The 26,204-nt window shown below is 70.8% G+C and carries 23 protein-coding genes; 6 read left to right on the top strand and 17 right to left on the bottom strand.

Annotation, left to right across the window (positions count from 1 at the left end):
• Positions 1–231: 231 nt before the first annotated feature.
• From EHW97_RS12650 to EHW97_RS12695, 10 genes are all read right to left on the bottom strand, one after another.
• A complete protein-coding gene (locus EHW97_RS12650) occupies positions 232–480 on the bottom strand; it encodes a hypothetical protein (protein ID WP_124237541.1) in 249 nt (82 codons plus the stop codon).
• Positions 422–985 (bottom strand): hypothetical protein, encoded by a 564-nt coding sequence (locus EHW97_RS12655; protein ID WP_124237542.1) that lies wholly within the window; start codon positions 983–985, stop codon positions 422–424. Before EHW97_RS12655 ends, EHW97_RS12650 begins: the two co-directional genes overlap by 59 nt.
• Positions 986–1,040: 55 nt before the next feature.
• Positions 1,041–2,606 (bottom strand): metallophosphoesterase family protein, encoded by a 1,566-nt coding sequence (locus EHW97_RS12660; protein WP_124237543.1) that lies wholly within the window; start codon positions 2,604–2,606, stop codon positions 1,041–1,043.
• The gene (locus tag EHW97_RS12665) at positions 2,606–4,702 is read right to left on the bottom strand and encodes a HelD family protein (RefSeq protein WP_124237544.1); all 2,097 of its coding nucleotides are present in this window, start codon (positions 4,700–4,702) and stop codon (positions 2,606–2,608) included. The genes EHW97_RS12660 and EHW97_RS12665 overlap by 1 nt, the downstream gene beginning before the upstream one ends.
• 83 nt (positions 4,703–4,785) lie before the next feature.
• Positions 4,786–5,532 carry an enoyl-CoA hydratase-related protein gene (locus EHW97_RS12670; RefSeq protein WP_124237545.1) on the bottom strand — a complete coding sequence of 249 codons (747 nt, stop codon included), beginning with the start codon at positions 5,530–5,532 and terminating at the stop codon, positions 4,786–4,788.
• Positions 5,533–5,555: 23 nt separating this feature from the next.
• A complete protein-coding gene (locus EHW97_RS12675) occupies positions 5,556–6,716 on the bottom strand; it encodes an acyl-CoA dehydrogenase family protein (protein WP_124237546.1) in 1,161 nt (386 codons plus the stop codon).
• On the bottom strand, positions 6,713–8,656 hold the full coding sequence (locus tag EHW97_RS12680; protein ID WP_124237547.1) for an acetyl/propionyl/methylcrotonyl-CoA carboxylase subunit alpha: 1,944 nt from the start codon (positions 8,654–8,656) through the stop codon (positions 6,713–6,715). The genes EHW97_RS12675 and EHW97_RS12680 overlap by 4 nt, the downstream gene beginning before the upstream one ends.
• Before the next feature lie 67 nt (positions 8,657–8,723).
• Positions 8,724–10,313 (bottom strand): acyl-CoA carboxylase subunit beta, encoded by a 1,590-nt coding sequence (locus EHW97_RS12685; protein WP_124237548.1) that lies wholly within the window; start codon positions 10,311–10,313, stop codon positions 8,724–8,726.
• Positions 10,314–10,353: 40 nt separating this feature from the next.
• Positions 10,354–11,511 carry an acyl-CoA dehydrogenase family protein gene (locus tag EHW97_RS12690; protein ID WP_124237549.1) on the bottom strand — a complete coding sequence of 386 codons (1,158 nt, stop codon included), beginning with the start codon at positions 11,509–11,511 and terminating at the stop codon, positions 10,354–10,356.
• A 16-nt stretch (positions 11,512–11,527) separates the two neighbouring features.
• Positions 11,528–13,270 carry an acyclic terpene utilization AtuA family protein gene (locus EHW97_RS12695; RefSeq protein ID WP_124237550.1) on the bottom strand — a complete coding sequence of 581 codons (1,743 nt, stop codon included), beginning with the start codon at positions 13,268–13,270 and terminating at the stop codon, positions 11,528–11,530.
• 192 nt (positions 13,271–13,462) lie between these two features.
• On the opposite strand from EHW97_RS12695, the gene EHW97_RS12700 reads away from it, so the two are divergent.
• From EHW97_RS12700 to EHW97_RS12725, 6 genes are all read left to right on the top strand, one after another.
• On the top strand, positions 13,463–13,651 hold the full coding sequence (locus EHW97_RS12700) for a hypothetical protein (protein WP_124237551.1): 189 nt from the start codon (positions 13,463–13,465) through the stop codon (positions 13,649–13,651).
• Between the two features lie 115 nt (positions 13,652–13,766).
• Positions 13,767–14,543, top strand: coding sequence for an ABC transporter ATP-binding protein (locus EHW97_RS12705; RefSeq protein ID WP_124237552.1), 777 nt, complete (start codon positions 13,767–13,769; stop codon positions 14,541–14,543).
• Positions 14,543–16,939: an ABC transporter permease gene (locus EHW97_RS12710; RefSeq protein ID WP_124237553.1), complete on the top strand. Its 2,397-nt coding sequence runs from the start codon at positions 14,543–14,545 to the stop codon at positions 16,937–16,939. Before EHW97_RS12705 ends, EHW97_RS12710 begins: the two co-directional genes overlap by 1 nt.
• A gap of 86 nt (positions 16,940–17,025) precedes the next feature.
• Complete coding sequence (locus tag EHW97_RS12715; protein ID WP_124237554.1) at positions 17,026–17,601, top strand: ABC transporter ATP-binding protein; 576 nt, start codon at positions 17,026–17,028, stop codon at positions 17,599–17,601.
• A gap of 17 nt (positions 17,602–17,618) precedes the next feature.
• Positions 17,619–18,329 (top strand): ABC transporter permease, encoded by a 711-nt coding sequence (locus tag EHW97_RS12720; RefSeq protein WP_243696441.1) that lies wholly within the window; start codon positions 17,619–17,621, stop codon positions 18,327–18,329.
• Positions 18,326–18,919, top strand: a complete 594-nt coding sequence (locus EHW97_RS12725; protein WP_124237556.1) for a TetR/AcrR family transcriptional regulator — start codon at positions 18,326–18,328, stop codon at positions 18,917–18,919. The genes EHW97_RS12720 and EHW97_RS12725 overlap by 4 nt, the downstream gene beginning before the upstream one ends.
• Before the next feature lie 72 nt (positions 18,920–18,991).
• Here the strand turns inward: EHW97_RS12725 and EHW97_RS12730 are convergent, their stop codons facing one another.
• The 7 genes from EHW97_RS12730 to EHW97_RS12760 are packed head-to-tail and all read right to left on the bottom strand — an operon-like array spanning position 18,992 to position 25,980.
• Complete coding sequence (locus EHW97_RS12730) at positions 18,992–20,122, bottom strand: XdhC family protein (protein WP_124237557.1); 1,131 nt, start codon at positions 20,120–20,122, stop codon at positions 18,992–18,994.
• 12 nt (positions 20,123–20,134) lie between these two features.
• Positions 20,135–21,250, bottom strand: a complete 1,116-nt coding sequence (locus tag EHW97_RS12735; RefSeq protein WP_243696442.1) for a vWA domain-containing protein — start codon at positions 21,248–21,250, stop codon at positions 20,135–20,137.
• The gene (locus EHW97_RS12740) at positions 21,243–22,121 is read right to left on the bottom strand and encodes an AAA family ATPase (RefSeq protein WP_124237558.1); all 879 of its coding nucleotides are present in this window, start codon (positions 22,119–22,121) and stop codon (positions 21,243–21,245) included. Before EHW97_RS12740 ends, EHW97_RS12735 begins: the two co-directional genes overlap by 8 nt.
• A complete protein-coding gene (locus tag EHW97_RS12745) occupies positions 22,118–22,696 on the bottom strand; it encodes a nucleotidyltransferase family protein (RefSeq protein WP_124237559.1) in 579 nt (192 codons plus the stop codon). The genes EHW97_RS12740 and EHW97_RS12745 overlap by 4 nt, the downstream gene beginning before the upstream one ends.
• Positions 22,693–23,904, bottom strand: a complete 1,212-nt coding sequence (locus EHW97_RS12750) for a CaiB/BaiF CoA transferase family protein (RefSeq protein ID WP_279432319.1) — start codon at positions 23,902–23,904, stop codon at positions 22,693–22,695. Before EHW97_RS12750 ends, EHW97_RS12745 begins: the two co-directional genes overlap by 4 nt.
• Positions 23,901–25,013 (bottom strand): barbiturase, encoded by a 1,113-nt coding sequence (gene bar / locus EHW97_RS12755; RefSeq protein WP_124237560.1) that lies wholly within the window; start codon positions 25,011–25,013, stop codon positions 23,901–23,903. The genes EHW97_RS12750 and bar overlap by 4 nt, the downstream gene beginning before the upstream one ends.
• Positions 24,997–25,980, bottom strand: a complete 984-nt coding sequence (locus tag EHW97_RS12760) for a carbamate kinase (RefSeq protein WP_124237561.1) — start codon at positions 25,978–25,980, stop codon at positions 24,997–24,999. The genes bar and EHW97_RS12760 overlap by 17 nt, the downstream gene beginning before the upstream one ends.
• Positions 25,981–26,204 lie beyond the last annotated feature (224 nt).

The following is a 26,204-nucleotide window of genomic DNA, read 5'->3' on the forward strand; positions in this document are numbered from 1 at the left end:
GATGAAACGACTCATCGCCCGAGAACTCCACGGAGCACTCAAAGCCGACCTCAAAGCACTTGACGCACTATAGGAACGTCCAGATCTCGGTAAGTGGTCGCTGAGCGACCTCCTACGGCCGCGATAGGTGGTCGAGTAGCGCGAGGAACGAGGGGCAATGGAGCCGTGGCAACGAGGGCGATGGCTCCATGTCGGTCGCTGACCACCTCTGCCCGGGTGAGTGACGGTCGGTCAGCTGACGAGTCGGGCGGCGGCGATCGCGAGGTCGATACGGGCGAGGGCGGTCCCGGGACGAGGATCGTCGATCGCCAGGATCACGACACGTCGGTCCCCGATCGTGAGGCTGAGCGGCAGATCCTTGTGCGCCTGCACGAGTTCGCGAACGGCGTTCGCCCAGGACGGCTCGCCCGTCGCGGACGGCTTACCGCGCGACCAGGCCGGCCTGACGGTGAGCGGATCGATCGTCGGGACGTTCGACACAGTGAATCGCTTGCCGGCGGCCTCGCAGCCGACGCTCACGATCTCGCGGCGCGTCGGACGACGACGAGACCCGAGGGCTGGGTGAAGCACCCACGTCTCCACGCGTGCTTCCGTTCGACGAATCCGGCAGTCGAGCCGCCCCCGCCGCACCCACGACCCGCCATCCCGCTGGCAGCGCCAACGCCACCTCAGTGGGATCGGCGTCGCCGTCTGGAACGACGCTCCATCCCCGCTGACGCGCCCATGCGGACCGGGACTCGGCCACCCGACGCTGCACCACCTCGGGCCCCGAGCGGGAGCGCAGCAGCCCGAGGGCGATGCCGACGGCGATGACCACCAGAATGATGCCCGCCTGCAGCGCGAAGTCCATCGACGACGTCACCGCCACCGCGGCGCACACGGCCGCGACGATGGCGACGCCGACGACGGGGAAGATCGCCTCCGAGCGGATCCAGGCGCGTTGCGGCAGCCGTGGAGCACCGGCGATCGTCTCGACCTCAGTCACGGGTTCATCATCCACCAACTCCCCGCTCACCGGACCTTCGGCCACCGGATCGAGGTCACTCCGTCGTGGAGGTGGCGCTGTCGTCGTCGGGAAGATCGCTGAGGGTGAGTTCGGTGTAGTCGCCGACCTCGATGATCGCGCCCGGTTTGAGCGTGACGATCTGCAGACCGACCGGCCGGCCGTCGTCGAACGTCACGAGCGTGACCTGCGCGTCCCGGCGCAGCTTGCTGCCCAGCGCGAAGGCGTACACGGCACCGCCGGTCGACGCCGTCGTCAGCGATGTGGTGATGCCGTCGTCGCCCTCCGTCTCGGTCGGGCCGACCTGCCGGTGCAGGTGGCCGGACAGCACGAGGTCGGCGCACCCGCGTTCGACCGTCTCGCGCGCCGAGGCGGAGCTGTGCACCATGAGCACGCCGACACGCTCGTCGGCCTCGCACGCCGTCTCGGCGAGCGCCGTGCTCTGCTCCCCGATCGCGTCGATGTTCTCGCCCTCGTTGCCGGTGTACCCGGCGGTCAGCCCCGAGCTGCGGGGGTCGCTGTCCCCGAGCAGCGCGATGCCCTCGAACTCCTCGATCTCCCCGTCGAGCACCGTGAACCCCGCGCGCTCCATCTCCTCGCGGATATAGGGCCCTTGGTCGTGATTGCCTGCGACGGCGTACACCGGATAGTCCTCGAAGGTCGTGGCGAGCGAGCGGATGCTGAAGTCCTCCCAGCTCGCGCCGTTGGACGTGTCGTCGCCGAGGTCCATGACGAACGAGATGTCGGCCCGATCGGCGATGGCCTTGGCGACCTGGTCCATCGTGATGTTGTCGTGCCGGTCAGTGACGACGAGAGCGGTGACCTCGTCGCCCTCGGGAGCGCGGATGCCGTCGACGTCCTCCACCTTCGCCGCGAGGTCGCCGTAGAACTCGACCGACTCGCTGTAGGTGGCGATGGCGCCGTCGAGCAGGGCCTTGCCGCCGGTGACCGCCGCACCCTTGGACACCTCGACGCCGCGCAGAGCGCTGGTGTCGGCGGGGATGTCGTCGAGTTCGGGGAATTCCGCTGCGATCGGCACCCATGTGACGTTGCGGCCGTCGGAGTCATGCGGCAACGCCACCCAGACCGAGGCGACGAGGACGACGGCGAGCGTGCCGCCGACCGTCGCGGTGCCGCGGCTGGGCGGCCAGGCGGCCGCCAGCTCGGCGCGGCGGTCGCGCCCGACGAGACGCCAGACCACCACGATCGCCGTCACGGCCGCGATCCCCGCGGCGAGGCCTCGCACCGCCGACTCGAGGGCCACGTCGCGCAGCTCCGCCTCGACTTTGGCGATCTCACCTTCGGGAGCCGCGGCGATCGCGGCGTCGCGCGCGAGGATCTCCTCGAAGTTCGTGATCGGGCTGTCGTGGAGCACGATCGTCGCACCGATCCCCAGGGGCGCGCCGCTGGGCAGGCGGAACTCGGGGAGCAGAGGGCCGGCCTGCACGGTGGCGTGGCCGTCGAACGTTCCACTCACGGTGGCCGCGTGGGCGCCGACCGTCACCGAACGATCGGTGTGCAGGAAGGAGGCGGCAGCGACCCAGAGGCCGACCACCAGCCCCACGAGGACGACGAGACCGATCCGCAGCGCACGACGCGCCATCACACCTCCTGCAGCCAGCGGTCGGTCGTGCCCAGTGTCGCGAGCCGTTGAGTGGCGCGGGTCAGGACGACGTAGAGGGTCCGCCAGCCGGCCGGGGACTCGGCGACGAAGGCGTCCGGCTCCACGACGAGGACACCGTCGAACTCCAGACCCTTGGTGTCGAGACCGGTCAATAGTCGGACGCGCTCGGGAGAGACGTCGCCGAGGGCGTCGCGCCACCGCCTGAGCGCTGCGTGCGGAACCACGACGGCGACCGTACCGGCGGTCTCGGCGAGCAGCCAGTCGAGCAGTTCGCGCGCGCGTCCATCCAGCTGGCCGCTCTGGACCCGCTCGTGGCGCGGGTCGACCCCTGTGCGCCGCACCGCCTCCGCGAGATCCGGACGTTCGATCGTGCGGCGAGCGACCCGGGCACCGAGCTCGTAGATCTCCGCGGAGTTGCGGTAGTTCGTGGAGAGGCGGAAGCGGTGGACGGGCTTGTCGCCGAGCGCCTCGGCGCGCGCCTGGGAGGCTTCCTCCGGCAGCGGCCAGGAGGCCTGGGCGTCGTCGCCGACGATCGTCCAGCTCGCCAGCCGGCCGCGACGGCCCAGCATGCGCCACTGCATGGGCGAGAGGTCCTGCGCCTCGTCGACGAGGATGTGCGCGAAGCTGTCGTCCTCGATGCTCGAGGTGGCGCGGAGCCGCTCCTCGGCCGCCTCGCGCTCGCGCCGCTCGAAGCTCATGAGCTGGCGTGGCGCCCCGGCGTCGAGGTCGATCTCCGGGGGGACCTCGCCGACGAGGTGGCGCAGCTCGTCGATGAGCGGCACGTCCTCGATGCGCGGAGCGCCGGTGCTCCACGTCGCGCGCAAGGTGGCGATCTCCTCGCCGCTGAGGAGGTCGCCGGCGAGCTCGCCGAGACGGTCGGGCAGCGACCGCCACAGCTCGACCGCGTCGACCTCGGGCCACCACGACTCGACGAAGTCGATGAACCGGGCGTCGCCGAGCATCGCGTCGATGAACGCGTCCTCGCCCTTCTCCAGCGCGCGCTCGGCCGTGACCTGCGACCAGAGCGCCTGGAGGACGACCCCGGGCGCTTGACGGTACACGCGGTTGTGCGGGCCCTGCTGCAGCAGCCTGCGGCGCAGCCGCTTGAGGTCAGCACCGGCGAGGTGGAGGCGCGCATCGCGGTAGAAACCGGTGAACTCGCGCGGCGCGTCCGCCACCGGTGAGCGGGACAACCGGCGCAGCACCGTGGCCATGCGGGCCGATCCCTTGACCGCCGCCGCCTCGGGCACGTCGTGCTCGTCGGCGCGGATGCCGTCGACGACCTCGCCGATCGCCCGCAGGGTCACGGCGGTCTCGCCGAGGCTCGGGAGCACGCGCTCGATGTAGTTCATGAACACCGCCGACGGTCCGACGACGAGCACGCCGCCGCGCTCGAACCGCCGGCGGTCGGTGTAGAGCAGGTAGGCGGCACGGTGCAGGGCCACGACGGTCTTACCTGTGCCCGGTCCGCCCGCGATGATCGTGGCGCCTCGGCTGGGAGCGCGGATCGCCTCGTCCTGCTCCTTCTGGATCGTCGCGACCACCGAGTGCATCGCGTCGTCGCGGGCTCGGCTGAGGCTGGCGAGCAGGGCGCCCTCGCCGGCGACCACCATGTCGTCGGGCGCGTGGTCGGCGTCGAGCAGGTCGTCCTCGATCCCGACGACACGGTCGCCGCGCGAACGGAGCACGCGACGGCGGACCACGCCGGACGGCTCCTGCGCGGTGGCGCGATAGAACAGCGAGGCGGCGGGGGCGCGCCAGTCGATCAGCAGCACCTCGCGGTCCTCGTCGCGCACGCCGATCCGGCCGATGTAACGCTTCTCGCCGTCACGGAGGTCCAGCCGACCGAAGACGAGGCCTTCATGCGCTGCGTTCAACGCCGAGAGCCGGCGCGTGGCCTGGTACACCATCGCGTCGCGCTCGACGAGGCCTCCTTCGTGACCGATGTGGCCGCGTGCCATGCCCTCGGTGACGAGGGCTCGTGCGGTGTCGGCAGAGACGTCGAGTCGCTCGTAGACGGTATCGACATAGGCCTGCTCGGCCGCGAGTTCCGCGCGCTCCTCAGGGCTGGGCAACCGATCTCCTCCACAGGGCAGTCCGAACGATCGATTGTACGCTGCCCCTCCCACACGGACCGGCTCCGAGCGCGTCGCGTCCGTTACTTCTTGCGGGTGAGGAACGCGGTCATCGCCGCTCGAGCCTCCTCGCTTCCGAACAGTTCGGCGGACTGCCGCGCCACCTGTTCCCCGTCGCGATCGATCCGGGCGACGAGGTCGGCGTTGAGCAGTCGCTTGGTCTCGCGCAGGCCCTGCGGTGATCCCTCGGCGAGTTCGCCCACCACGCCCCGTACGGCGTCCTCCAGCTCATCGTCCGGGACGGCCCGCGTGACCAGTCCGATCGTGGCCGCTTCGGCGGCTCCGAAGGTCCGCGCCGAGAGGAGAAGATCGCTCGCGGCACGCGGGGACAGGCGCGTGAGCAGGCTGAGGGAGATGACCGAGGGGGCGAGGCCGAGCCGGACCTCGGTGAGGGCGAAGTTCACCGACTCCGCCGCGACGACGACGTCGGCCGCGCCGACGAGACCCAGCCCGCCCGCGCGGACGGGTCCCGCGAGTACGACGACGACCGGCTTGGCCGAGGTGGCGATCTGTCGTTGCAGGGCGACGAGCCGCTGCGCGCCCTCCTCCATCGCGCCGTCCTTCGCCTCGGAGAGGTCGGCGCCGGAGCAGAACACCCGGTGGGCCGACCGCAGCACGACGACGCGCGCCGCATCGTCCTGCTCGGCGGCGGCAAGCCTCTCCCCCAGCTCGGTCACGAGCTGGCGACTGAGGGCGTTGCGGTTGTGCTCACTGTCGAGGGTGATCGTGGCGACCCGGTCCGCGACCTCGAGGTGGACGAGTTCGGTCATGACGCTCCTTCTTCCGCGGGCGGTCAGTAGGACTTCGGGAGGCCGAGTGAGAACTGGGCGACGAAGTTGAGGGCCATCTCGCGGCTGACGGGAGCGATGCGCGTCAGTCGCGATGCCACGAGGGACTGCACGAGACCGTACTCGGTCGCCAGTCCGTTGCCGCCGTGCGTCTGGATCGCCTGGTCCACGGCGGCGCACGCCGCCTCTCCCGCGGCGTACTTCGCCATGTTCGCCGCCTCGCCCGCCGCCAGCAGGTCGCCCTCGGCGTACAACGCGGCGGCTTTCTGGGTCAGCAGCCGGGCCATCTCGATCTCGACGTGCAGCTTGGCCAGCGGGTGCGCGATCGCCTGGTGCGCACCGATCGGCTTGCCCCACACGTCGCGCTCCTTGGCGTACGCGACCGCCTTGCGAAGCGCCCAGCGCGCCGTACCGGTCGCCATCGACGCCGCCATGATGCGCTCCGGGTTGAGGCCGGCGAACAGTTGATCGAGGCCCGCGTCCTCCTTGCCCACGAGCGCGTCCGCGGGGAGGCGGACATCGTCGAAGAACAGCGTGAACTGCTTCTCCGGGGACGTCAGCCCCATGTCGATCTCCTGCCAGGTGAACCCGCGGGCGTCGGTCGGCACCATGAACAGAGCGGGCTTGAGCTTGCCCGTCTTCGCGTCCTCGGTGCGCCCCACGACGAGCACGTGACTGGCCTCGTCGACGCCGCTGATGTAGGTCTTGCCGCCCTTGAGCACCCAGTCCGTCCCGTCGCGGCGCGCGGTCGTCGCGATGTTGTGGGAGTTGGAGCCGGCGTCGGGCTCGGTGATGCTGAACGCGTACGTCGCGCTGCCGTCGGCGAGCCCGGGGAGCCAGCGACGTCGCTGCTCCTCGGTGCCGTACTGGGCGATGACCGTGCCGACGATCGCCGGTGAGACGACCATCAGCAGCAGCGGGCAGCCGGCGGCGGCGAGTTCCTCGCAGACCGCCGCGAGGTCGCCGATCTCCCCGCCGCCACCGCCGTACTCCTCGGGGATCGAGACCCCGAGGTAGCCGAGCTTGCCGGCCTCGCTCCACAACTCGGTGGTCTTCCGCCCTTCGTTCGCGGCGGCGTAGAAGTACGACTCCCCGTACTTCCGGCCCAGGTCACGCACCGCCTGACGCAGCGCGCGGCGCTCCTCGGACTCGACGAAACCGCTCATGCCTCATCCTCCTCGATCACCGCGAGCACCGCGCCCGCTTCGACTTGCTGACCCGAACTCACCGCCAGCTCGGCGACGACGCCGTCCGTCGGCGCCGCGATGGTGTGCTGCATCTTCATGGCCTCCAGGACGACCACAGCATCGCCCTTGGCCACCTTGTCGCCGACGTCGACCGCGACCGCGGTGACCGAGGCGGGCATGGGAGCGAGCAGCGAGCCCTCCGCCACGACGTCGGCCGGGTCGACGAAGTCCGGGACGACCTCGAAGCCGAAGCCCCCGGCCGGGCCGTCGACGTCGACGACGCCGTCGCCCAGCGTCACCCGGTACGTCTCACGGACGCCACCGTCATCGAGGATCACCCGATCGCCGTGAGCGTCAGCCACAGCAACGCCGTGGAGCCAGTCCGAGACGAGGGCGCGCCCCTCGGCGCCATACGAGACCGCGAGCTCCGTGTCACCACGGCGGTAGGTGCGAATGCGCGGCTGACTCGGCACGTTCCGCCAGGCCGCGGGTATCCGCGACATCACCCTCGCCCGCGCGGCGGTCTGCGTCGCCTGACCGATGGCCGCGGCCAGAGCTGCCTTGCGGACGACACGGTCGTCGTTCGCGGCCGACCAGGTCTCGAGGCGTTCGTCGAGCAGCGCTGTACTGAGGCGCGCCGCCACGAAGTCCGCATCGTTGAGGATCGCGCGCAACAACTCGAGGTTGGTGGTGAGGCCGTGGACCCGGGCGCGGCGCAGGGCGCCGTCGAGCATGCGGAGCGCCGCCTGGCGGTCCGGGCCGTACGCGACGATCTTGGCGAGCATCGCGTCGTAGTGGATGCCGACCTGGCTGCCCGGCTCGACACCCGAGTCGATGCGCACACCGTGGCCCTCGGGCACGGTGAAGCGTGCCCCGTCGAGGTCGAAAGCCCGGATGGTCCCGGTCTGCGGCGCCCAGTCGTCGCCCGGGTCCTCCGCGTAGAGACGGACCTCGACCGCGTGCCCGGAGGACTCAGGGGCGTCACCGGGCAGGGGCTGACCTTCGGCGACCGCGATCTGCAGCGCCACCAGGTCCAGGCCGGTGACGCACTCGGTCACCGGATGTTCGACCTGCAGCCGGGTGTTCATCTCGAGGAAGAACACCCGGTCGCCGTCCACGAGGAACTCCACCGTGCCGGCGCCGCGGTAGCCGACCGCTTCCGCCGCCGCCCGGGCGGCGATGTGCAGCGTCGTGCGCGCCTTGTCCGAGAGGTCCGGCGCCGGAGCTTCCTCGACGACCTTCTGATGCCGCCGCTGGGTCGAGCAGTCCCGGTCGCCCACGACCCAGGTCCGTCCGTGCGTGTCGCTGAGCACCTGCACCTCGACGTGACGCGCCCGAGGCAGGTACGGCTCGACGAACACCGTGCCGTCGCCGAAGGCCGATCGCGCCTCGGCCTCCGCCGTGGCGAGTTCCGCGTCGAGCTCGTCGAGCGACTCCACGACGCGCATCCCTCGGCCACCGCCGCCTGCCGACGCCTTGACCAGGAGCGGGAACTCCGCCGGGGTGATGCCGTCCAGGTCGACGTCGAGGATCGGCACGCCCGCGCGAGCCATGATCTGCTTGGCCCGGATCTTGCTGCCCATCGCCTCGATCGACTCGGGTGTGGGGCCGATCCAGGTGAGGCCGGCGTCCTCGACCGCCCGCGCGAAGTCGGCGTTCTCGGACAGGAACCCGTACCCGGGGTGGATCGCGTCGGCACCGGCACGACGTGCGGCGTCGATGACGAGGTCACCGCGCAAGTAGGTGTCGGCGGGCGCGTCGCCGGGAAGCCGGACGGCCCGGTCGGCCTCGTGCACGAACGGCGCGTCAGCGTCGGCGTCGGAGTGGACGGCGACGGTCGCGATACCGAGGTCGCGGCAGGTGCGGAACACCCGGCGGGCGATCTCGCCGCGGTTGGCGACCAGCACGCTGCGGATCATCGTCGTCCTCCTCGTGAGGCGGTCTGGTGCGGAGAGAAGAGTGCGATCACTCGGCGGCTGCGACGGCTCATAGGCGGAACACCCCGTAGCCGCGGGCGCCCTCGACGGGCGCGTTGTGGATGGCCGAGAGGCAGATACCGAGGACCGTGCGGGTGTCCCGCGGGTCGATGACGCCGTCGTCGTAGCCGAGCCCGGACGTGAAGTACGCGAGCGACTCGTTCTCGATCTGCTGCTCGACGAAGGCGCGCATCTGCGCGTCGCCCTCCTCGTCGTACGGCTGTCCCTTGGCCTCGGCCGCCTGCCGAGCGACGATCGAGATGACGCCGGCGAGCTGCGCCGGGCCCATGACGGCGGACTTCGCGCCGGTCCAGCTGAACATGAACCGCGGGTCGTACGCGCGGCCGCTCATCCCGTAGTTGCCCGCGCCGTACGAGGCGCCGAGCACGACGGAGATGTGCGGGACCTGCGAGTTCGAGACCGCGTTGATCATCTGGGCGCCGTGCTTGATGATGCCGCCCTGCTCGTACTCCGCGCCGACCATGTAGCCGGTCGTGTTGTGCAGGAACAGCAGCGGAGTGTCGACCTGGTTCGCGAGCTGGATGAACTGCGCGGCCTTCTGGGCCTCCGCGCTGAACAGGACGCCCTGCGCGTTCGCGAGGATGCCCACCGGGTAGCCGTGCACCTGCGCGAAACCGGTCACCAGGCTCGGCCCGTACAGCGGTTTGAACTCGTCGAACTCGCTGCCGTCGACGAGGCGGGCGATGACCTCGCGCGGGTCGAAGGGGATCTTGAGGTCCGTGGGGACGATGCCGAGCAGCTCCTCCGGGTCGAACAGTGGCTCGGCGTAGTCGACGGCCGGTGCCGGCCCGTGCTTGCGCCAGTTGAGCCGCCGCACGATCTGGCGGCCGAGCCGGATGGCGTCCCGCTCGTCGACGGCGAGGTAGTCGGCGAGCCCGGACTGCCGTGCGTGCATCTCGGCGCCGCCGAGCGATTCGTCATCGGCTTCCTCACCGGTGGCCATTTTGACCAGCGGCGGGCCCCCGAGGAACACCTTCGCGCCCTCCTTGACCATCACGACGTAGTCGCTCATGCCCGGGATGTACGCGCCGCCGGCGGTGGAGTTGCCGAAGACGAGGGCGATCGTCGGGCGCCGGTCCGCGCTGGCCTCGGTGAGGTTGCGGAAGGACTTGCCGCCGGGGATGAAGATGTCCTTCTGAGTCGGCAGATCGGCCCCGCCGGATTCGACGAGGTTGATCGTCGGCAGGCGGTTCTCGGCGGCGATCTGCGCGGCGCGGAACCCTTTCTTGACGGTGACCGGATTGCTGGAACCACCCTTCACCGTCGGGTCGTTGGCGACGATCATGCACTCGACGCCCTCGACGACGCCGATGCCGGTGACGATCGATCCGCCGACCGCGAAGTCCGTGCCCCAACCGGCCAGCGCGCCCAGTTCGAGGAACGGCGAGTCGGGGTCGAGAAGGAGTTCGATGCGCTCGCGGGCGGTGAGTTTTCCTCGCCGGTGGTGGCGCTCGACGTACCGCTCTCCGCCGCCGGCGAGCGCTTTCGCGTGCTGCTCGGCGAGGTCGGCGACGCGTTCGAGCATCGCGCTGCGGTTCTCCTCGAACGCCGGTGACGTCGGCTCGATCGCGGTCTTCATGGCATCTCCTCCGTCGTCGGCTCGTGCTGTGTGCGCGGCATCAGTACCCCAGCAACTTCGCGGCCAGATCGTTGAGCACTTCGGTGGCACCGCCCCCGATGCCGAGCAGGCGGGCGTCGCGGTAGTGCCGGTCGATCTCCGACTCGCGCATGTAACCCATGCCGCCGAAGATCTGCACCGCCTCGTTCACCACCCATTCGACGGCTTCGACGGCCTGGTTCTTGGCGATCGCAGCGTCGAGGATGAGCTGCGGGTCGGTCGTGTCCCCGCTGTCGGCGGCTCGTTCGACCGCCCGGCGCGTCAAGGCGCGCGCGGCTTCGGTCCGCCGGTGCATGTCGACGAGCTTGTGCCGGATCACTTGTCGGCTGATGAGCGGACGGCCGAATGTCTCCCGCTCTCGGGCGTAGCCGACCGCGAGGTCGAGGGCGCGCTGGCAGGTGGCGTAGGCCTGCACCGCGAGCGACAGCCGCTCGGTGACGAACTGCTGCATCACGAGGTAGAAGCCGCCGTTCTCCTCGCCGACGAGGTTGGCGGCCGGGACCCGGACGTCGTCGAAGGCGAGTTCTCCGGTGTCCGAGCAGTGCCAGCCCATCTTGCGCAGGTTCCGGCTGACCGAGAAGCCCGGCGTGTCCGTGTCGATCACGATGAGGCTGATGCCACCGTGTCCCGGATCGCCCGTGCGGACCGCAGTCGTCACGAAGTCGGCGCGGACGCTGGAGGTGATGAAGGTCTTGGCGCCGTTGACGACGTAGTGGTCGCCGTCGCGTACCGCTCGGGTGCTGATGCCAGCGACGTTGGAGCCGCCTCCGGGCTCGGTGATGCCGAGCGACCCGATCAGTTGACCGGCGAGAGTGGGGCGCACGTACCGGTCGATGAGCTCGCGATCGCCTGTGTCGACGATGTGCGGGAGGGCGATGCCGTGCGTGTAGAGGGAGGCCAGCAGCCCCGTCGAGCCACCGTTCTCGACGATCGCCTCGGAGACGATCGAGATGTCGATGAGATCGCCGCCGTCGCCACCGACCGACTCGTCGAAGCCGATGCCGAGGAAGCCGGCTTCGGCCGTCTCGCGGTGCAACGACCGCGGCAGCTGACCGTCGTCTTCCCACTGCGGAAGGTGCGGGGCGATGCGGTCGCGGGTGAACGCCGCCACCGCTTGGCGCAGGGCGATCCGCTCCGGCGTAGCCCATCGATCGGTCATCGGATTCTCCTCACCCTCACACGAGGAGTTCGCGGGGAATGTCGACGAGCCGGGCGCGGAGCCACTCACCGACGGCCTTGGCCTGCGGATCGAAACGCGTCGACGACGCGACACCGTCGCCGAGCAGCCCGTCGATGACGACGTTGACGGCCGCGAGGTTCGGCAACGGGTGGACGGTCACGGGCAGCCCGGCAGCTTCGGGCAGCAGTTCGCGCACCCGAGCGGCGTCGAGCGTGTCGGCGAGCCAGGCGAAGGCATCGGCCCGGCGGGGGTGGTCGGCCGGGATCCAGACGCCCACGTTGGCCGCGCCGCCCTTGTCGCCGGAGCGCGCGTAGGCGAGCCGGCCCAACGCCTTGCGCACGGTCTCGCCGAGTGGTGCAGATTCGTGGCCCTCCGGGCTGCCGTACCGCGAATCTGCACCACTCGCGGGGGACGGCGAGGTGTCGGATGCGGCGTGTTCCGGGGGCGGGATGTCGATGCGGGTGCCGTCGGCGAGCACCACGACGTGCGGCACGTCCGACTGGGGCAGGTAGACCGCGCGATAGATGCCGAACGGCGACGCGGCACTGGGCGGGGCGGTGACATGGAAGCCCGGGTACGAGGCGAGGGCGAGTTCGACCGCCGCGCCGCTGAACGCCCTGCCCGCTGCCGCGGGATCGCTGCTCTTGACGTGGCAGCGCAGGAGAGCCGCGGCTTCGGGCTCGGTGGCGGGGTCGGGCCGGTCGGTGCGGACCAGTTCCCACGAGATCTCGTCGATCGCGACGCCGCGGAGCGCGTCCTCGAGTTGGGCGCGCACCCACGCTGCCTTCTGCTCGATGTCGAGGCCGGTGAGGACGAACTCGACCTGGTTGCGGAAGCCGCCGAGACTGTTGAGTGCGACCTTGGTCGTGGGCGGCGGAGCCTCTCCCCGGACGCCACTGATGCGCACCCGATCGTCGCCGTCCTGCTCGAGACGGATGGTGTCGAGGCGGGTCGCGACGTCGGGGTTGAGATAGACCGGACCGCCGATCTCGTACACGAGCTGGGCGGTGACGGTGTCGACGGTGACGGCTCCCCCGGTGCCCGGGTGCTTGGTGATGACGCTCGTGCCGTCCTCGGCCACCTCCGCGATCGGAAAACCGAGCGGGCGGCTCGTGTCGATGTCGGCGAACCCGGAGAAGTTGCCGCCGGTGGCCTGCGCCCCGCATTCGACGACGTGCCCGGCCACGACCGCCCCGGCCAGCCGGTCCACGTCCTCGCGGCCCCACCCGAACTCGGCGATCGCCGGGCCGACGACCACGGACGCATCGGTGACCCGGCCGGTCACGACGATGTCGGCACCGTGGCGCAGCGCCTCGGCGATGCCGAAGGCGCCGAGATAGGCGTTGGCGGTCAGCGCCCCGTCCCACCCGTACCCGCCGGCCTTCGCGACCAGGTCGTCGCCTTCGACATGCGCGACGACCACCTCGACGCCCTGCTCCGCCGCCACCTCGCGGACGCGCTGCGCGAGGCCGGCGGGATTGAGGCCGCCGGCGTTCGCGACGATGCGCACCCCGCGTACCTTGGCGAGGGCGAGGCAGTCGGACAGCTGACGCAGGAAAGTCCTGGCGTAGCCGAGGTCGGCGTCCTTCATCCGGTCCTTGCCGAGGATGAGCATCGTCAGCTCGGCCAGGTAGTCGCCAGTCAGGTAGTCCAACGGGCCGCCCTCGAGCATCTCGCGCATCGCCGACAGCCGGTCGCCGTAGAAGCCCGAACAGTTGCCCACGCGGATGGTTCGCACGCGCTCAGCCTTCCGCGGATCTCACAAACAGTCAACCCTGCTTGTTTTTTCTTAGCCCCCTACCGCGTGGACAAGCGCGCTCGGCCTGCCGCCGCTTCTCACCTAGCCTGGATTCATGAACGACGCGCAGACGTGGACCGTGATCGGCAGTCTCGTCACGCTCATGCTCGCGTTCACGGCCCTCAGGTCGGCATGTTCAGCCACCCGCTCGACGCTCGGTTCGACGCGCTCACCACGCTCGTGACTGTCAGGTTCGAGCAGGTCGATGGGCGCTTCGAGCACGTCGAGAAGCGCCTCGACCGCATCGAGCACCGGGTCGACAATCTCGACCGCGACGTCACCGCCATCACCCGTCGACTCATGGGCGGCGCGGAGGACTGATCGCCTGGAGTCATCCCGTGGGATGACTCCAGCACCGCTTCTCCTCCTCCGGAGGCACGCGGCTTCCACCTCATGGCCGACGAAGCGAGGGGTCCGGAATTTCTACGGTCGAGTTATGACTCAGACCTCTGCCACCCACTCCCCCTCGGCAACGGCCGACGGCATCGCCGCGCGCGCCCGGGCGCTGACCAAGACCTACGGCCGCGGCGCCACCGAAGTGCAGGCCCTGCGCGGGGTCGACCTCGACCTCCCGGCCGGTCGCTTCACCGCCATCATGGGCCCGTCCGGCTCCGGCAAGTCGACGCTCATGCACTGCCTGGCCGGACTGGACACGCCCACCTCCGGTGAGGTGACCGTCGGCGGCCAGCAGCTCGAGCGCCTCGACGACACCGCGCTCACCCGCTTCCGCCGCGACCACATCGGGTTCGTCTTCCAGGCGTTCAACCTGCTGCCGATGCTGACCGCCGAGCAGAACATCCTGCTCCCGATCGACCTCTCCGGACGCAAGCTGAACGCCTCGACCCAACATCGGTTCGACGACGTCGTCGACGTCCTGGGCATCCGTGAACGCCTCGGGCACCGGCCGAGCGAACTCTCCGGCGGGCAGCAGCAGCGCGTCGCCATCGCCCGCGCCCTGGTCACCGAGCCGGACATCGTCTTCGCCGACGAGCCCACCGGCAACCTCGACAGCGAGTCGTCACGCGAGGTGCTCGACTTCCTGCGTCGCTCGTGCCGCGAGTTCGGCCAGACGGTCGTCATGGTGACGCACGAGATCGACGCGGCATCGTACGCCGACGACGTCCTCGTGCTCGCCGACGGCCAGATCCGCGCACATCTGGAACGCCCGACGTCCGAGACCCTCGTGTCGGCGCTGCAGGGGGTGCGCGCCTGATGCGCACCGTCACGCTGGCGTCGCTGCGGCTCTACACGCGCCGCTATGTCGCTGCCTTCCTCGCGGTCGCCATCGGCGTCGCGTTCATCATCACCATCGGCGCCCTCAACGCCTCGGCCAAGGACGGTCTGACCGCCGGTGCGGGCCAGCCTTACCGCGGCTCGACCCTCGTGGCCTCGGACGTCTACGAGGTCGCGGACGCTCGCACGATCGTCGAAGCCGTCGAGGCCGACGGCGGGGCGGCCACCGTGCTCGGCTACGCGATGGAGCCCTTGCGGGCCGGCGCGTCCAACGGCGACTCGACGATCGGCGTCGTCGCCGACGACGCGGCGCTGCGATGGCAGGAACTGGTGGGCGGCTCCTGGCCGCGCGCACCGGGCGAGGTCCTGGTCGACGAACAGGCCGCGAAGAGCAACAACGTCTCAGCCGGTGACACCGTGCAGATCGGCGGACGAGAGTTCGACGTCGTCGGAGTCGCCAGCGCAGGCGAGGCCCTGACCAGTTCGGACTTCTATGGCCTGTGGGCGGACGTCAGCACCTTCGAGAAGAGCCTGTGGATCGACTCGCTTCCCCTGAGGGGCATCGAGGAGGGCGCTATCACCTCCGTGGCGCCTGAGGCCGTCGTGATGTCGACCGACGATCACGTGCGCGAACTGCAGGCCGAGATCACCCGGGGAGCGGACACGTTGACGCTCATGCTGCTGGTCTTCGTGACGGTGGCCCTCACTGTCGCGGCGATCGTCATCGCGAACACCTTCTCGATCCTCTTCGCTCAACGCACTTCCGACATCGCGATGTTGCGCTGCGTGGGTGCGACGCGGGCGCAGGTGCGTCGTTCGGTGCGCCTCGAGGCGTTGGCCATCGCGATCGCCTCCTCGGTCGTCGGACTGCTGGCCGGTGTCGGCTTCGGGTACGGGGTCGTGGCTGTCATCCGGTCGTTGTTCCCGGCCGTGGGTCTCGGCGACGCTGCCGTCGCACCGCTGTGGTTCGTCGCGGCCTTCGCGGTCGGGGTCATCGTCACCGTCGCCGCCGCGTGGCTTCCCACCCGCGCCACGACCCGCATCAGTCCGCTCGCCGCGATGCGACCGGCTGGAGACAGCGACGTCCGCACGACGGCAGGCAAGGTGCGCGTCGCGATCGGGGCGATACTGCTCGCGGCGGGCGCGGTGCTCCTCGCGCTCGCGGTCGCCGGGGCCAACGTGGTGGCCATGCTCGGCGGCGGCGTGCTCTTCTTCGTGAGCGTGCTCGTCCTCGGCCCGGTGATCGTCCCGCCGCTGATCCGCCTGGCCGGAAAAGTCGCCGGCCCGCTCACGGGAGCCACCGGACGGATCGCGACCGACAACGCGATCCGGAATCCGAAACGCACAGCCACGACCACCTCGGCGCTGCTCGTCGGCGTGACCCTGACGAGCGCCGTCGTGGTGGGAATGTCAAGCGCCGGGGCCGCTGTGGACGAGGAGAGCCGCGCGAGTTATCCGATCGACGCGGCGCTGACCTCACCGAGCCCGTTGCGCGCCGACGCCCTCGACCGGGTGCTCGCGGTGCCGGGTGTCGAGGAGGCGGTGGCGCTCGACGGAGTCACCGTCACCGTGGACGGAGTTGCCACGCCGGTCGTCGGGCTCCCACGCGACACCAGCGTGATCGATGGCGACCGCAGCACGTTGCCGGGCGAAGCGGAGATCGCCCTGCCGTTCGAGATCCTCGACGAGCTCGGCTGGCCCGAGACCGTGACCGTCGAAGCGGGCGGCCGGACGATCGAGCTGCGACCGACCGAGAGCTCCAGCCCCTGGGGCCCGACTCCCGTCGTGGACACCGGCACGCTGCGTTTCCTCACCGAGCGCGCTGAACCGCTCGCCCTGTGGATGCGCACGGACGACGGCACCGACGTCAACGACCTTGTCGGCGACCTCGAGGCCGTGGCCACGAGCCTGGACGCGACCCTGTTCTCCACCATCGAGAAGCAGGACTTCATCGCGACACAGTTGTCGGTGATGACCGCCGTCGTCGTCGGCCTGCTCGGCATCGCGGTGCTCATCGCGTTGGTCGGCATCGGCAGCACGCTGGGGTTGTCGGTGCTGGAACGCCGCCGTGAGAACGCGCTGCTTCGCGCGCTCGGCGTCACCCGACGTCAGCTGCGCGCCACGCTCGTGGTGGAAGCGCTCCTGCTCGCCGGAGCGGCGGCCGTGCTCGGGGTGGCGATCGGAACGTTCTTCGGCTGGATCGGCGTCAAGGTGATGATCGAGCAGATGGTCTCCTCGGGCTCCGTGCTCGCCATTCCCGTCGGCCAACTGGCCGCCATCGTCGCCATCGCGGCCGTGGCCGGGGTCTTCGCGTCGGTATTGCCCTCCCGCAAGGCGGCCCGCACGGCACCCGCCGCCGGTCTCACCCTCGAGTAGGCCCCAGATGTGCGCGCCATTCGTTGACGGGAGTACGGCTCCGTTGACGGATGGCGCGCACATCCCGATAATTCAACACGACGCTCATCCGGTGCATCGCGGGCGTTCAGATCACCCGGTCCGGGACCGTGCGCGTGCTCGGCGAGCCAGCCGGGACGCCGGCGAATCGCGCGCACGTCGGCTACGTGACCCAGGCAAGTTCGGTGTACCCCGATCTGACGGTCGAACAGAACCTGCGCTTCTTCGCCGACCTCGCGAGCGCCGACCGCGACCGCGTCGCCCAGGTCCTGAGCGCGGTCGACCTGACCGACCAGCGACGCGCACTCGTCGGCAACCTCTCGGGCGGACAGCGCACCCGCGTCTCGCTCGCCGCCGCCCTCGTCGCCCGGCCGCAGGTCTACCTCCTCGACGAACCCACCGTCGGGTTGGATCCGGTCCTGCGCCGCGACCTGTGGCAGCTGTTCGCCGAGCTCGCCCGCGACGATGCCACCTTGCTCGTGTCCAGCCACGTGATGGACGAGGCCGCGCGCTGCGACCGGGTCCTCCTCCTGCGCGAGGGCCGGCTCATCGCCGACGCCACACCGGGCGAGTTGCGCGCTGAAGCCGGCACCGACGACCTTGACGAAGCGTTCTTGCGGATCGCAGAACGGGAGGCGGCCTGATGTCCCGGACTTTCGCCATGACCCGGCGCGTCCTTCAGCAGCTGTCGCACGACGCACGCAGCATCGTGCTGATCCTCGCGATGCCGTCGGTGCTGCTGGTGGTCTTCCGGTATGTCTATGACAGCCAGCCGCAGGTCTTCGACCGCATCGGGCCGCAGATGATCGGCCTGTTCCCCTTCATCATCATGTTCCTCGTCACCTCGGTGACGATGGTGCGCGAGCGGACGTCCGGAACGCTCGAGCGACTGCTGACCACCCCGCTCGCCCGTGGGGAGCTGATCGGCGGTTACGCCCTCGCGTTCGCCGCCGCGGCACTCGTGCAGGCCTCCCTCACGAGTGCCTTCGCGCTCGGGGTGCTGGGGCTCGACATCGAACTGCCGTGGGCGCTGCTGGCGTTCGCGGTCCTCGGGGCCGTGGTGGGCACGGCACTCGGGCTGCTGGCCTCGGCGTTCGCTCGCACGGAGTTCCAGGCCGTGCAGTTCATGCCGCTCGTCATCGTGCCGCAGATCCTCCTGTGCGGCCTGCTCATCGCGCGCGATCAGATGCCCGACGTCCTCTACGGCCTCTCGTGGGCGCTCCCGATGAGCTACGCCACCGACGCGTTCACCGAGCTCACGACGTCGGACGCGTTCAGCGGCGAGCTGCTCGTGGATCTGCTGGCTCTCGTCGGGTTCGCGCTCGCGGCCGTGCTCGGCGCCTCGCTCACCCTGCGCCGGCGCTCCGCGTGAGCTCCCCACGGCGAAGGGGTCGGCCGCGCGCCGACGAGACGGTCGACCGCCGCGCCGCGATTCTCCAGGCCGCACGACGCAGGTTCGCCGTCCGGGGGTTCGCCGGGACGACGGTTCGAGCGATCGCGGCCGATGCCGGCGTCGATCCGAGTCTCGTCGCGCACTACTTCGGCACCAAGCAGCAGTTGCTCGTCGCATCGCTCGAACTGCCGGTCAATCCATTGGAGAAGCTGGCCGGCGTGGTCCATGACGGTGTGCCGGGCCTCGGCGAGCGCCTGGTGCGGACGTTCGTCAGCTCGTGGGACCCGCACCGGGAGGTCATTGCCACGCTGATCCGCGGAGCGATGGCCGGCGACGACGCCCACCCGCCGATCCTCCTGGTCCCGCGCGACGTGCTGATCGCGACCCTGAGCGAGGTCATCGACGGCACCGACCGCGAGGTGCGGGCGGAGTTGATCGCCTCACAGGTGGTCGGCCTGGCGACCCTGCGCTACGTCGTCGCTGTCGAGCCGCTGGCGTCCGCGCCCGTCGACGAGGTGGTGCGCTGGTACGCCCCCGCCATCCAGTCCGTCGCCGACAATCCCGCCTGAGGAGACCCCAGATTTGCGCGCCATCCGTCAACCGACGGGGGTCTGGGTCAGCGGATTGGGCGCAAATCTGGGTCAGCCCTCGGCGTGGATGGACTGGTCGGTGTCGGTGAGCGGCTTGCCGGTGCCTCCCCAGCGCAACGCGACGAGCTCGGCCGCCACCGCCACGGCCGTCTCCTCCGGGGTGCGTCCCCGCAGGTCGAGGCCGATCGGGCTGTGGAGGCGGGCGAGCAGATCCGGCCCGAGTCCGGCCTCGCGCAGCCGCTCCATGCGTTCGTCGTGCGTGCGGCGCGAGCCCATGGCGCCGATGTAGAAGGGGCGCTGCGACCCTTCCAACCGCAGAGCGACGTCGAGCAGCGGCACGTCGAACTTCGGGTCGTGGGTCAGTACGCAGATGACCGTGCGGTTGTCGATCCGGCCGGCGTCGACCTCGGCCTTGAGGTAGCGGTGCGGCCAGGCGACCACGACTTCCTCGGCGGCGGGGAAGCGCGCGTCGGTGGCGAAGACCGGCCGGGCGTCGCAGACCGTGACTCGGTAGCCGAGGAAGGCGCCCTGGCGGGCGACGGCGGCGGCGTAGTCGATGGCGCCGAAGACGATCATCCGCGGGCGCGGCTGGAAGGACGAGACGAACAGCTGCATCTCGGTCTCCATGCGCTGGCCCTCCGGCCCGTAGCGCAGCAGTTGCGAGCGCCCGGCTTCGAGCAGCCCGTGGGCGTCGTCGAGCACCGCATCATCAGCCCGCGCGGAGCCGAGCGACCCCTCCGCACCGTCAGGGCGGATCACGAGGTGGCGCCCGACGCGCTCGGGGTCCGGGTGGGCGACGACGGTGGCGACCGCGACCGGACGGCCCGCCGCGACGTCCTCCGCGATGCCGCCGAGCTCAGGGAAGGTGCGCTGGTCGACCGGCTCGACGAAGACGTCGACGATACCGCCGCAGGTCAGGCCGACGGCGAAGGCCTGATCATCGCTGTAGCCGTAGCGACGCAGGGCGGGACGGCGGTCGGCCACGACGGCCTGGGCGAGCTCGTAGACGTCGCCCTCCACACAACCACCGGATACGGAACCGACCACCGTCTCGTCCGGCAGCACCACCATCGCGGCGCCGGGTTGCCGCGGCGCCGACCGCGCCGTGCCCACCACGGTGGCGAGGCCGACCGTCGCGCCGGTCTCCCACGCCCGGACGAGGTCAGTGAGGATGTCGTGCATCGTTCTCCCTCCTCATGCTCGCGCCGCCAGCTCCAGGACCTCGGCGAGCGTCGCGAGCGAATGGCCCGCGACGAGCTGGTCCACGGACGGCAGCGCGGCCGCGATTCCCGACTGGATCGGCTCGTAGCCCGCCTTGCCCCGGTGCGGATTGGCCCAGACGACGCGGTGCGCGAGGCGGTGGAGCTGCGCGACCTGCTCGCCCAACAGCTGCGCGTCGCCGCGCTCCCACCCGTCGCTGGCGATGATGACGACAGCCCCGCGCGCGACGCCGCGCCGTCCCCACCGGTCGCCGAAGGCGCGCAGCATGTCGCCGAGTCGCGTGCCACCGGACCAGTCCGGGACGAGTTCCCCGGCGGCCGCGAGCGCGCGGTCCGGGTCCTGCAGGCGCAGCGCCGGGGTGATGCGCGTCAGCCGGGTGCCCATCGTGAACACCTCGGTGGTGCGCGGCGCCGACTGGAAGGACCGGTGGGCGAGTCGCAGGTAGCTGTCGGCGTACGGCTTCATCGAGCCCGAGACGTCGATGAGCCACACGACCCGCCGCGGGCGCGGGCGCCGCTCGCGGCGCAGGAGCGGCCCGGGCTCACCGCCGCGTCGCAACTGCTCGCGTGCGGTGCGGTTGAGGTCGATCGAGCCTCGATGACTCGGCGCGGTGCGGTGCCCGCGTCGTTGCGGCGGGCGGGCGGGCAACGCCGCGAAGGCGCGTGCCAGCTCCCGCCGTTCACGTGCGTCGAGGGCGGCGACGTCGCGATGCGCGAGCCGTTCGCGTGCCGAGGCGAGCGCCGGCGCGTCGGCGGCGTCGCCGTCGTCCCCGGACGCGGCGTCATCGGCGCCGAGACCGAGCGGCCGCTCGACCGTGACCGTCATCGGGTTCATCCGCTCCCCCACACCGGTCTCACCGAACCAGCGCGCGAACACGCGGTCGTAGACGGGGAGCTGGGCGGGGTCGTCGCAGAGCGTGGCGCGGCCCGCTCGGTACACGTCTTCGCGTGCGCCGACGTCGAGCAGCCCGACCGCCTCGATGAAGTCGGTGGAGGTGGCCGATCGGATTCCCGCCGACCGCAACGCACGGACGAAGCCGACGAGCCGGTCGATCTCGTCGCGCCGATCGGAGGCCAGCGACTCAGCCACGCACCGTCGCCTCCACGAACGCGCGGACTTGATCGCCGTCCTCGCGGTACTTGCAGACCACGCCGACGGTGGCGGCTGCTGCGTCCACGTCGAGGTCGTCGTGGCCGAGCTGGTGCAGAGCGCGCGCCCAGTCGAGCGTCTCGGCGACGCCCGGAGCGCGGATGAGACCGACTTCGGAGCGCAGACCTTGGACCACCTCGACGATCCGGGTGGCGAGCTTCTCGCTGACGTCAGGCATCCGCGCGCGGACGATGGCGATCTCGCGTTCGAGCGTGGGGTGCTCGAGCCAGTGGTAGAGGCAGCGGCGTTTGAGCGCGTCGTGCAGGTCGCGGGTGCGGTTGGAGGTCAGCACGACGATCGGCGGCTGGGGTGCGCTGATCGTGCCGAGCTCGGGGACCGAGACGCGGTAGGTCGACAGCACCTCGAGCAACAGCGCCTCGAACTCGTCGTCGGCGCGATCGACCTCGTCGACGAGCAGCACGGCGGGCGACTCGCGCAGCGCCCGCACGACCGGACGTGCCAGGAGGAAGCGCTCGTCGTAGAGGGAGTCCTCGACGGCCTGCGGATCGTCCACGCCGCCGGCGGCTTCCAGCGTGCGCAGGTGGAGGATCTGGCGAGCGAAGTCCCAGTCGTAGAGCGCCTGCCGGGCATCGATGCCCTCGTAGCACTGCAAGCGGATGAGCGGCAGCTCGAAGGCGTCGGCGAGCGCCTCGGCCAGCGCGGTCTTGCCGGTGCCGGGGTCGCCCTCGAGCAGCAGCGGGCGCTGCATCGTCAAGGCGAGGTAGCCGACGGTCGTCAGGTCGGTGTCGGCGAGATATCCGGTCGAGGCGAGCCGGTGCGCCAGCTCGGTCACGTCGTGTACCGCGGTCATGGCGCCAGCCTAGGGTCGAGGTCCTCCGGACCGTCCTTGTCGAGGCCGGTGGCGAGATCGCCGCACTCGATCAGCTCGACATCGTGCGAGGCGAGATAGCGGCGGGCGCCCTCGTCGCCATCACCGTCGGCGAGCTCGGGCCAGTGGTCGCGGCCGAGCAGCACCGGGTGCCCGGGCCGGTCGCGATAGGCGGCGCGGGCGAGGACGGAGGGCCCGGTGGCCCGGGCGAGCACCCGCGCGACGACGTCCGCACCCACGTCAGGCAGGTCGACGAGATGGACGAGCGCCGCGTCGACGGATTCTGTCTCGAGCGCGGCGAGTCCAGCGGCCAGCGAGGCGCCCATCCCGCGCTCCCAGGCGTCGGCGACCACGATACGGGCGTCCCCGACGAGGGGTCTCGCCGCGTCGGCCTCGGCTCCGAGGACCACGACGACGTCGTCGCAGCCGCCGTCGACGAGGGCTGCCCTGGCGGCGGCCACCCACGGGGTGCCGTCGGCCGTGCGCAGTAACGCCTTCGGCCCGCCCATGCGGCGTCCCGCACCGGCGGCCAGGAGCAGCCCCGTCACTCGGCTCATCGCGGCCCTGCGGCCTCCTCGTCGATCTCGTCCAGCCAGCGCCGGATCGAGTCGTTGTGCTGACCCAGCGTCGGCGGCGCGATGTTCTCGCGCCGGCCGCCGGCATAGTCGTTATCGTCGAGGCGCAGCACCGGACCGGGCAACCGAAGCCGACCCTGCGTGGCGTGGTCGACCTCGATGAGCAGCCCCTGCGACTGCACCTGCTCCCACGCGTAGACCTCGTCGAGCGTGCGGACCTTGCCCGACGGCACGCCCGCCTCGTCGAGCAGTGCGAGCCAGTGCTCGGCCGGCTGCGTCGCGAAGATGCCCTCGAGCTGCTCGATGAGCTCCTCGCGATGCGCGACGCGGTCGCCGTTGGTCGCGAACTGCGGGGTGGCCGGGTCGATGCCCACGGCGGGCGCGAACTTCTGCCACAGCGATTCCGATCCGCAGGACAGCTGGATCGGCGAGGTGGCCGTGTGGAACAGCCCGTACGGCGCGATCGAGGGGTGGTGCGAGCCCGAGAGCCCGGGCACCTCGCCCGCCACGGTCCACCGCGTGCCCTGGAAGGCGTGGATGCCGACGACGCTCGCGATGAGCGACGTGCGCACCACGCGCCCGCGGCCCGTGCGTTCACGCTCGTAGAGGGCCGCGACCGTGCCGAACGCGCCGTTCATGCCGGCGAGCAGGTCGGCGATCGGCACGCCGACCTTGGTCGGTTCCTCCGTGCCGGTCAGGCTCATCAACCCGGCCTCGCCCTGGGCGATTTGGTCGTAGCCCGCCCGGGTGGCCTCGGGGCCGTCGTGCCCGAAGCCGGTGATCGACAAGATCACGAGCCGCGGGTTGATCTCGTGCAGCCGGTCGAAACCGAACCCGAGCCGGTCGAGCACGCCGACCCGGAAGTTCTCCATGAGCACGTCGGCCTGGCGGACGAGCCGCGTCATGACCTCGCGGTCCGCGTCGTCCTTGAGGTCGAGGGTGATCGACTCCTTGTTGCGGTTGGCCGCCATGAAGTACGTCGATTCGCGTTCCTCGCCCTCGCCGACGAACGGCGGACCCCAGCCGCGGCTGTCGTCGCCGCCCTTGGGGCTCTCGATCTTGATGACGCGGGCACCGAGGTCGCCCAGCATCATCGCGGCGTGCGGGCCGGCGAGTGCCCGCGTCATGTCCAGGACCAGCGCCCCGTCGAGGGGCGCTGGTCCGTGGGACGCGGGAGTCGAGTCGGTCACTCGTTCCCCATGTCGACGATCGCGGCGACGGGTCCGCCACCCTCGGGGCCCTGGTGGGCGGCCGAGACGGAGACGAACACGGCCGGGTCCCCGGTGACCGCGGCGGTCACGCCACCGACGGCGGCCTTGATCTGGCGGTGCCAGTGGACGTCGGAGTCGTCCAGCATCGCGTTGCGGCGGCCGCGGACCTGGCCGTCCTGGCTGGCCTCGCACTTGAGGAACACGTTGACCAGGCGACCGTCGAGATCGGTGTGGTGCGGTCGCTCCGGCAGGTCGAGTCCGGCGTCGCGGATGGCGTTCCAGATGCCGTCCTGGTCGAGCGCGTCGTTCATGACCGAGTGGCCGATGCGGTAGCGGCCACCGATGCCGCGGGCGTTGCCCACCACGACGACCTGAGCCTGGTCGAGCTCCACGCCCGAGGAGCAGGAGGCGACGGCCGAGTAGAGGTCGCGGTTGTGCATGACGTCCTCGTCGGTCGGCATCTCGATCTCGCCGAGCGCGACGGCGATGCCGAGCGCGGTGACGCCGTTCGAGAGGTCCATCGACTCGTGCGTGTGCTCGGTCCAGACCGTCTTGCCGCGGCTCTTGGCGTCACGGATGGTGTGGATCGTCAGCAGCGGGGTCTTGGTCTGGACGTAGTGGACGTCGGCCGGGTCGGTGATGCCGGCGCGCTCCATGGCGACCTTGACGGCGTCGGCGACCTTCTCGATCATCGGCGTGCGGCCGATCTCCTCGGGAAGGAGCTGCTCGCTCATCGCGAAGCCGACGCTGAGGCGCGGCTCGTCGGTCTTCGGCGCCTTGTCCTCCGGGAGGGTCGCGAAGATCGTCGCGTGGGGGCTGATCACGCCGTCGGTGCCGCCGGACCACACGATCGGGACCTGACGGACCTCCTCGATCGACCGGGAGCCCTTCTCGACGAGCACCTCGCGGAAGGCACGGTCGGCGATGATGCGGGTGTAGTCGTTGACGCCGCCGTTGCCCTCGGTCTTGCCGATGATGGCGATGACGCGGTCGGCCTCCATGACCCCGTCGTCGATGAGCTTGGCCAGCTCGCTGGCGTCGGCGACCGAGTGGATCGGGACCTTGCGGACCTCAATTGCGGAGGGCATGTGACGTTTCCTTCCTGGTTGGGTTGCTGGGCTGATCGGGAACGACGCGCGTCCCGACGAGTCCTTGAGCGGCGGCCGCGATGCGGGCCAGTGAGGTGATGACTCCGACGCCGGTGCCGCTCTCGGCGAACGACGTGACGGCCTCGACCTTGGGCCCCATCGAGCCCGCGGCGAAGTCCTGGTCGGCCGCGATCGAGCGCATCTCCGCCGCGGTCACCTCGCCGATGGGCTTGGCGTAGGCCGTGCCCCAGTCGGCGATGACCGAGTCGACGTCGGTCGCGATGATCAGCATGTCGGCGTCGACCTGCTGAGCGATGAGCGACGCGGTGAGATCCTTGTCGATCACGGCGTCGGCGCCGACGAAGGCGCCGGTGCGGTCCTTGACCGTGGGGATGCCGCCGCCGCCGGAGCAGACGACGACGAAGCCGGCGTCCATCAGCGCGATGGCGGTGGGGCTGTCGAGGCATTCGCGCGGCGTGGGCGAGGCGACGACGCGACGCCAGCCGCGATCGGGCACCTCGACGAACTGCTGACCGCTGTCGATGAGCGGCTGCGCGTCCTCGCGGGTGAGGTAGCGGCCGATGGGCTTGGTGGGCGACGAGAAGCGCGGGTCGTCGGCGTCGACGAGCGTGCGCGAGACGACGGCGGCGGACCGGCGGTCGAGGCCGCGCTCGGCGAACTCCTCGTCCAGCGCGTTGATGATGAGCATGCCGATCGTGGCCTGCGTCTGGGCGCCGCACCAGTCGAGCGGAACCGGCGGGACCTGGCCGGCGGTCAGCTCGTTCTTGGTGAGCAGGTTGCCGACCTGGGGGCCGTTGCCGTGGGTGAGCAGCACGTCATGGCCGTCGGCGACGAGGTCGACGATCGGACGCGCCGCGAGGCGGATCGCGGCCCGCTGGTCTTCGGGGCGCGCGCTGCCGTCACTGGACGTCATGGCGTTGCCGCCGAGAGCGATCACGATGCGCATGCGTCGAGGCTAGGGGAGCAGCACTTTGGCATGCATGGTCAAAAAAGTCCGAGCTTGTCCGCCGATTCAGGCAAGAGCTGCCAAACCCCTGTGGCCCGCACCACCGGAGTTCGCGTAACGGGCGCGACAGCCGCCCCTCTCGCGACTTTTGTCCAGTTGCGGCCCTCCCCCGGCTTTTGGCCAGTTGCGGCCCTCACCGGGGCGTCGGCCGGGCCACAACTGGC

Origin of the sequence: Aeromicrobium camelliae (assembly GCF_003850045.1) — a bacterium.
GTDB lineage: Bacteria > Actinomycetota > Actinomycetes > Propionibacteriales > Nocardioidaceae > Aeromicrobium > Aeromicrobium camelliae.

Excerpts from the sequence above, each read along its gene's own strand:
- EHW97_RS12690 (WP_124237549.1), bottom strand. The coding sequence starts at position 11,511 with ATGACCGATCGATGGGCTACGCCGGAGCGGATCGCCCTGCGCCAAGCG.
- EHW97_RS12720 (WP_243696441.1), top strand. The coding sequence starts at position 17,619 with ATGACCCGGCGCGTCCTTCAGCAGCTGTCGCACGACGCACGCAGCATC.
- EHW97_RS12705 (WP_124237552.1), top strand. The coding sequence starts at position 13,767 with ATGACTCAGACCTCTGCCACCCACTCCCCCTCGGCAACGGCCGACGGC.
- EHW97_RS12760 (WP_124237561.1), bottom strand. The coding sequence starts at position 25,980 with ATGCGCATCGTGATCGCTCTCGGCGGCAACGCCATGACGTCCAGTGAC.
- EHW97_RS12660 (WP_124237543.1), bottom strand. The coding sequence starts at position 2,606 with ATGGCGCGTCGTGCGCTGCGGATCGGTCTCGTCGTCCTCGTGGGGCTG.
- EHW97_RS12670 (WP_124237545.1), bottom strand. The coding sequence starts at position 5,532 with ATGACCGAACTCGTCCACCTCGAGGTCGCGGACCGGGTCGCCACGATC.
- EHW97_RS12700 (WP_124237551.1), top strand. The coding sequence starts at position 13,463 with ATGTTCAGCCACCCGCTCGACGCTCGGTTCGACGCGCTCACCACGCTC.
- EHW97_RS12730 (WP_124237557.1), bottom strand. The coding sequence starts at position 20,122 with ATGCACGACATCCTCACTGACCTCGTCCGGGCGTGGGAGACCGGCGCG.
- EHW97_RS12710 (WP_124237553.1), top strand. The coding sequence starts at position 14,543 with ATGCGCACCGTCACGCTGGCGTCGCTGCGGCTCTACACGCGCCGCTAT.
- EHW97_RS12685 (WP_124237548.1), bottom strand. The coding sequence starts at position 10,313 with ATGAAGACCGCGATCGAGCCGACGTCACCGGCGTTCGAGGAGAACCGC.
- EHW97_RS12740 (WP_124237558.1), bottom strand. The coding sequence starts at position 22,121 with ATGACCGCGGTACACGACGTGACCGAGCTGGCGCACCGGCTCGCCTCG.
- EHW97_RS12675 (WP_124237546.1), bottom strand. The coding sequence starts at position 6,716 with ATGAGCGGTTTCGTCGAGTCCGAGGAGCGCCGCGCGCTGCGTCAGGCG.
- EHW97_RS12745 (WP_124237559.1), bottom strand. The coding sequence starts at position 22,696 with ATGAGCCGAGTGACGGGGCTGCTCCTGGCCGCCGGTGCGGGACGCCGC.
- EHW97_RS12680 (WP_124237547.1), bottom strand. The coding sequence starts at position 8,656 with ATGATCCGCAGCGTGCTGGTCGCCAACCGCGGCGAGATCGCCCGCCGG.
- bar (WP_124237560.1), bottom strand. The coding sequence starts at position 25,013 with ATGCCCTCCGCAATTGAGGTCCGCAAGGTCCCGATCCACTCGGTCGCC.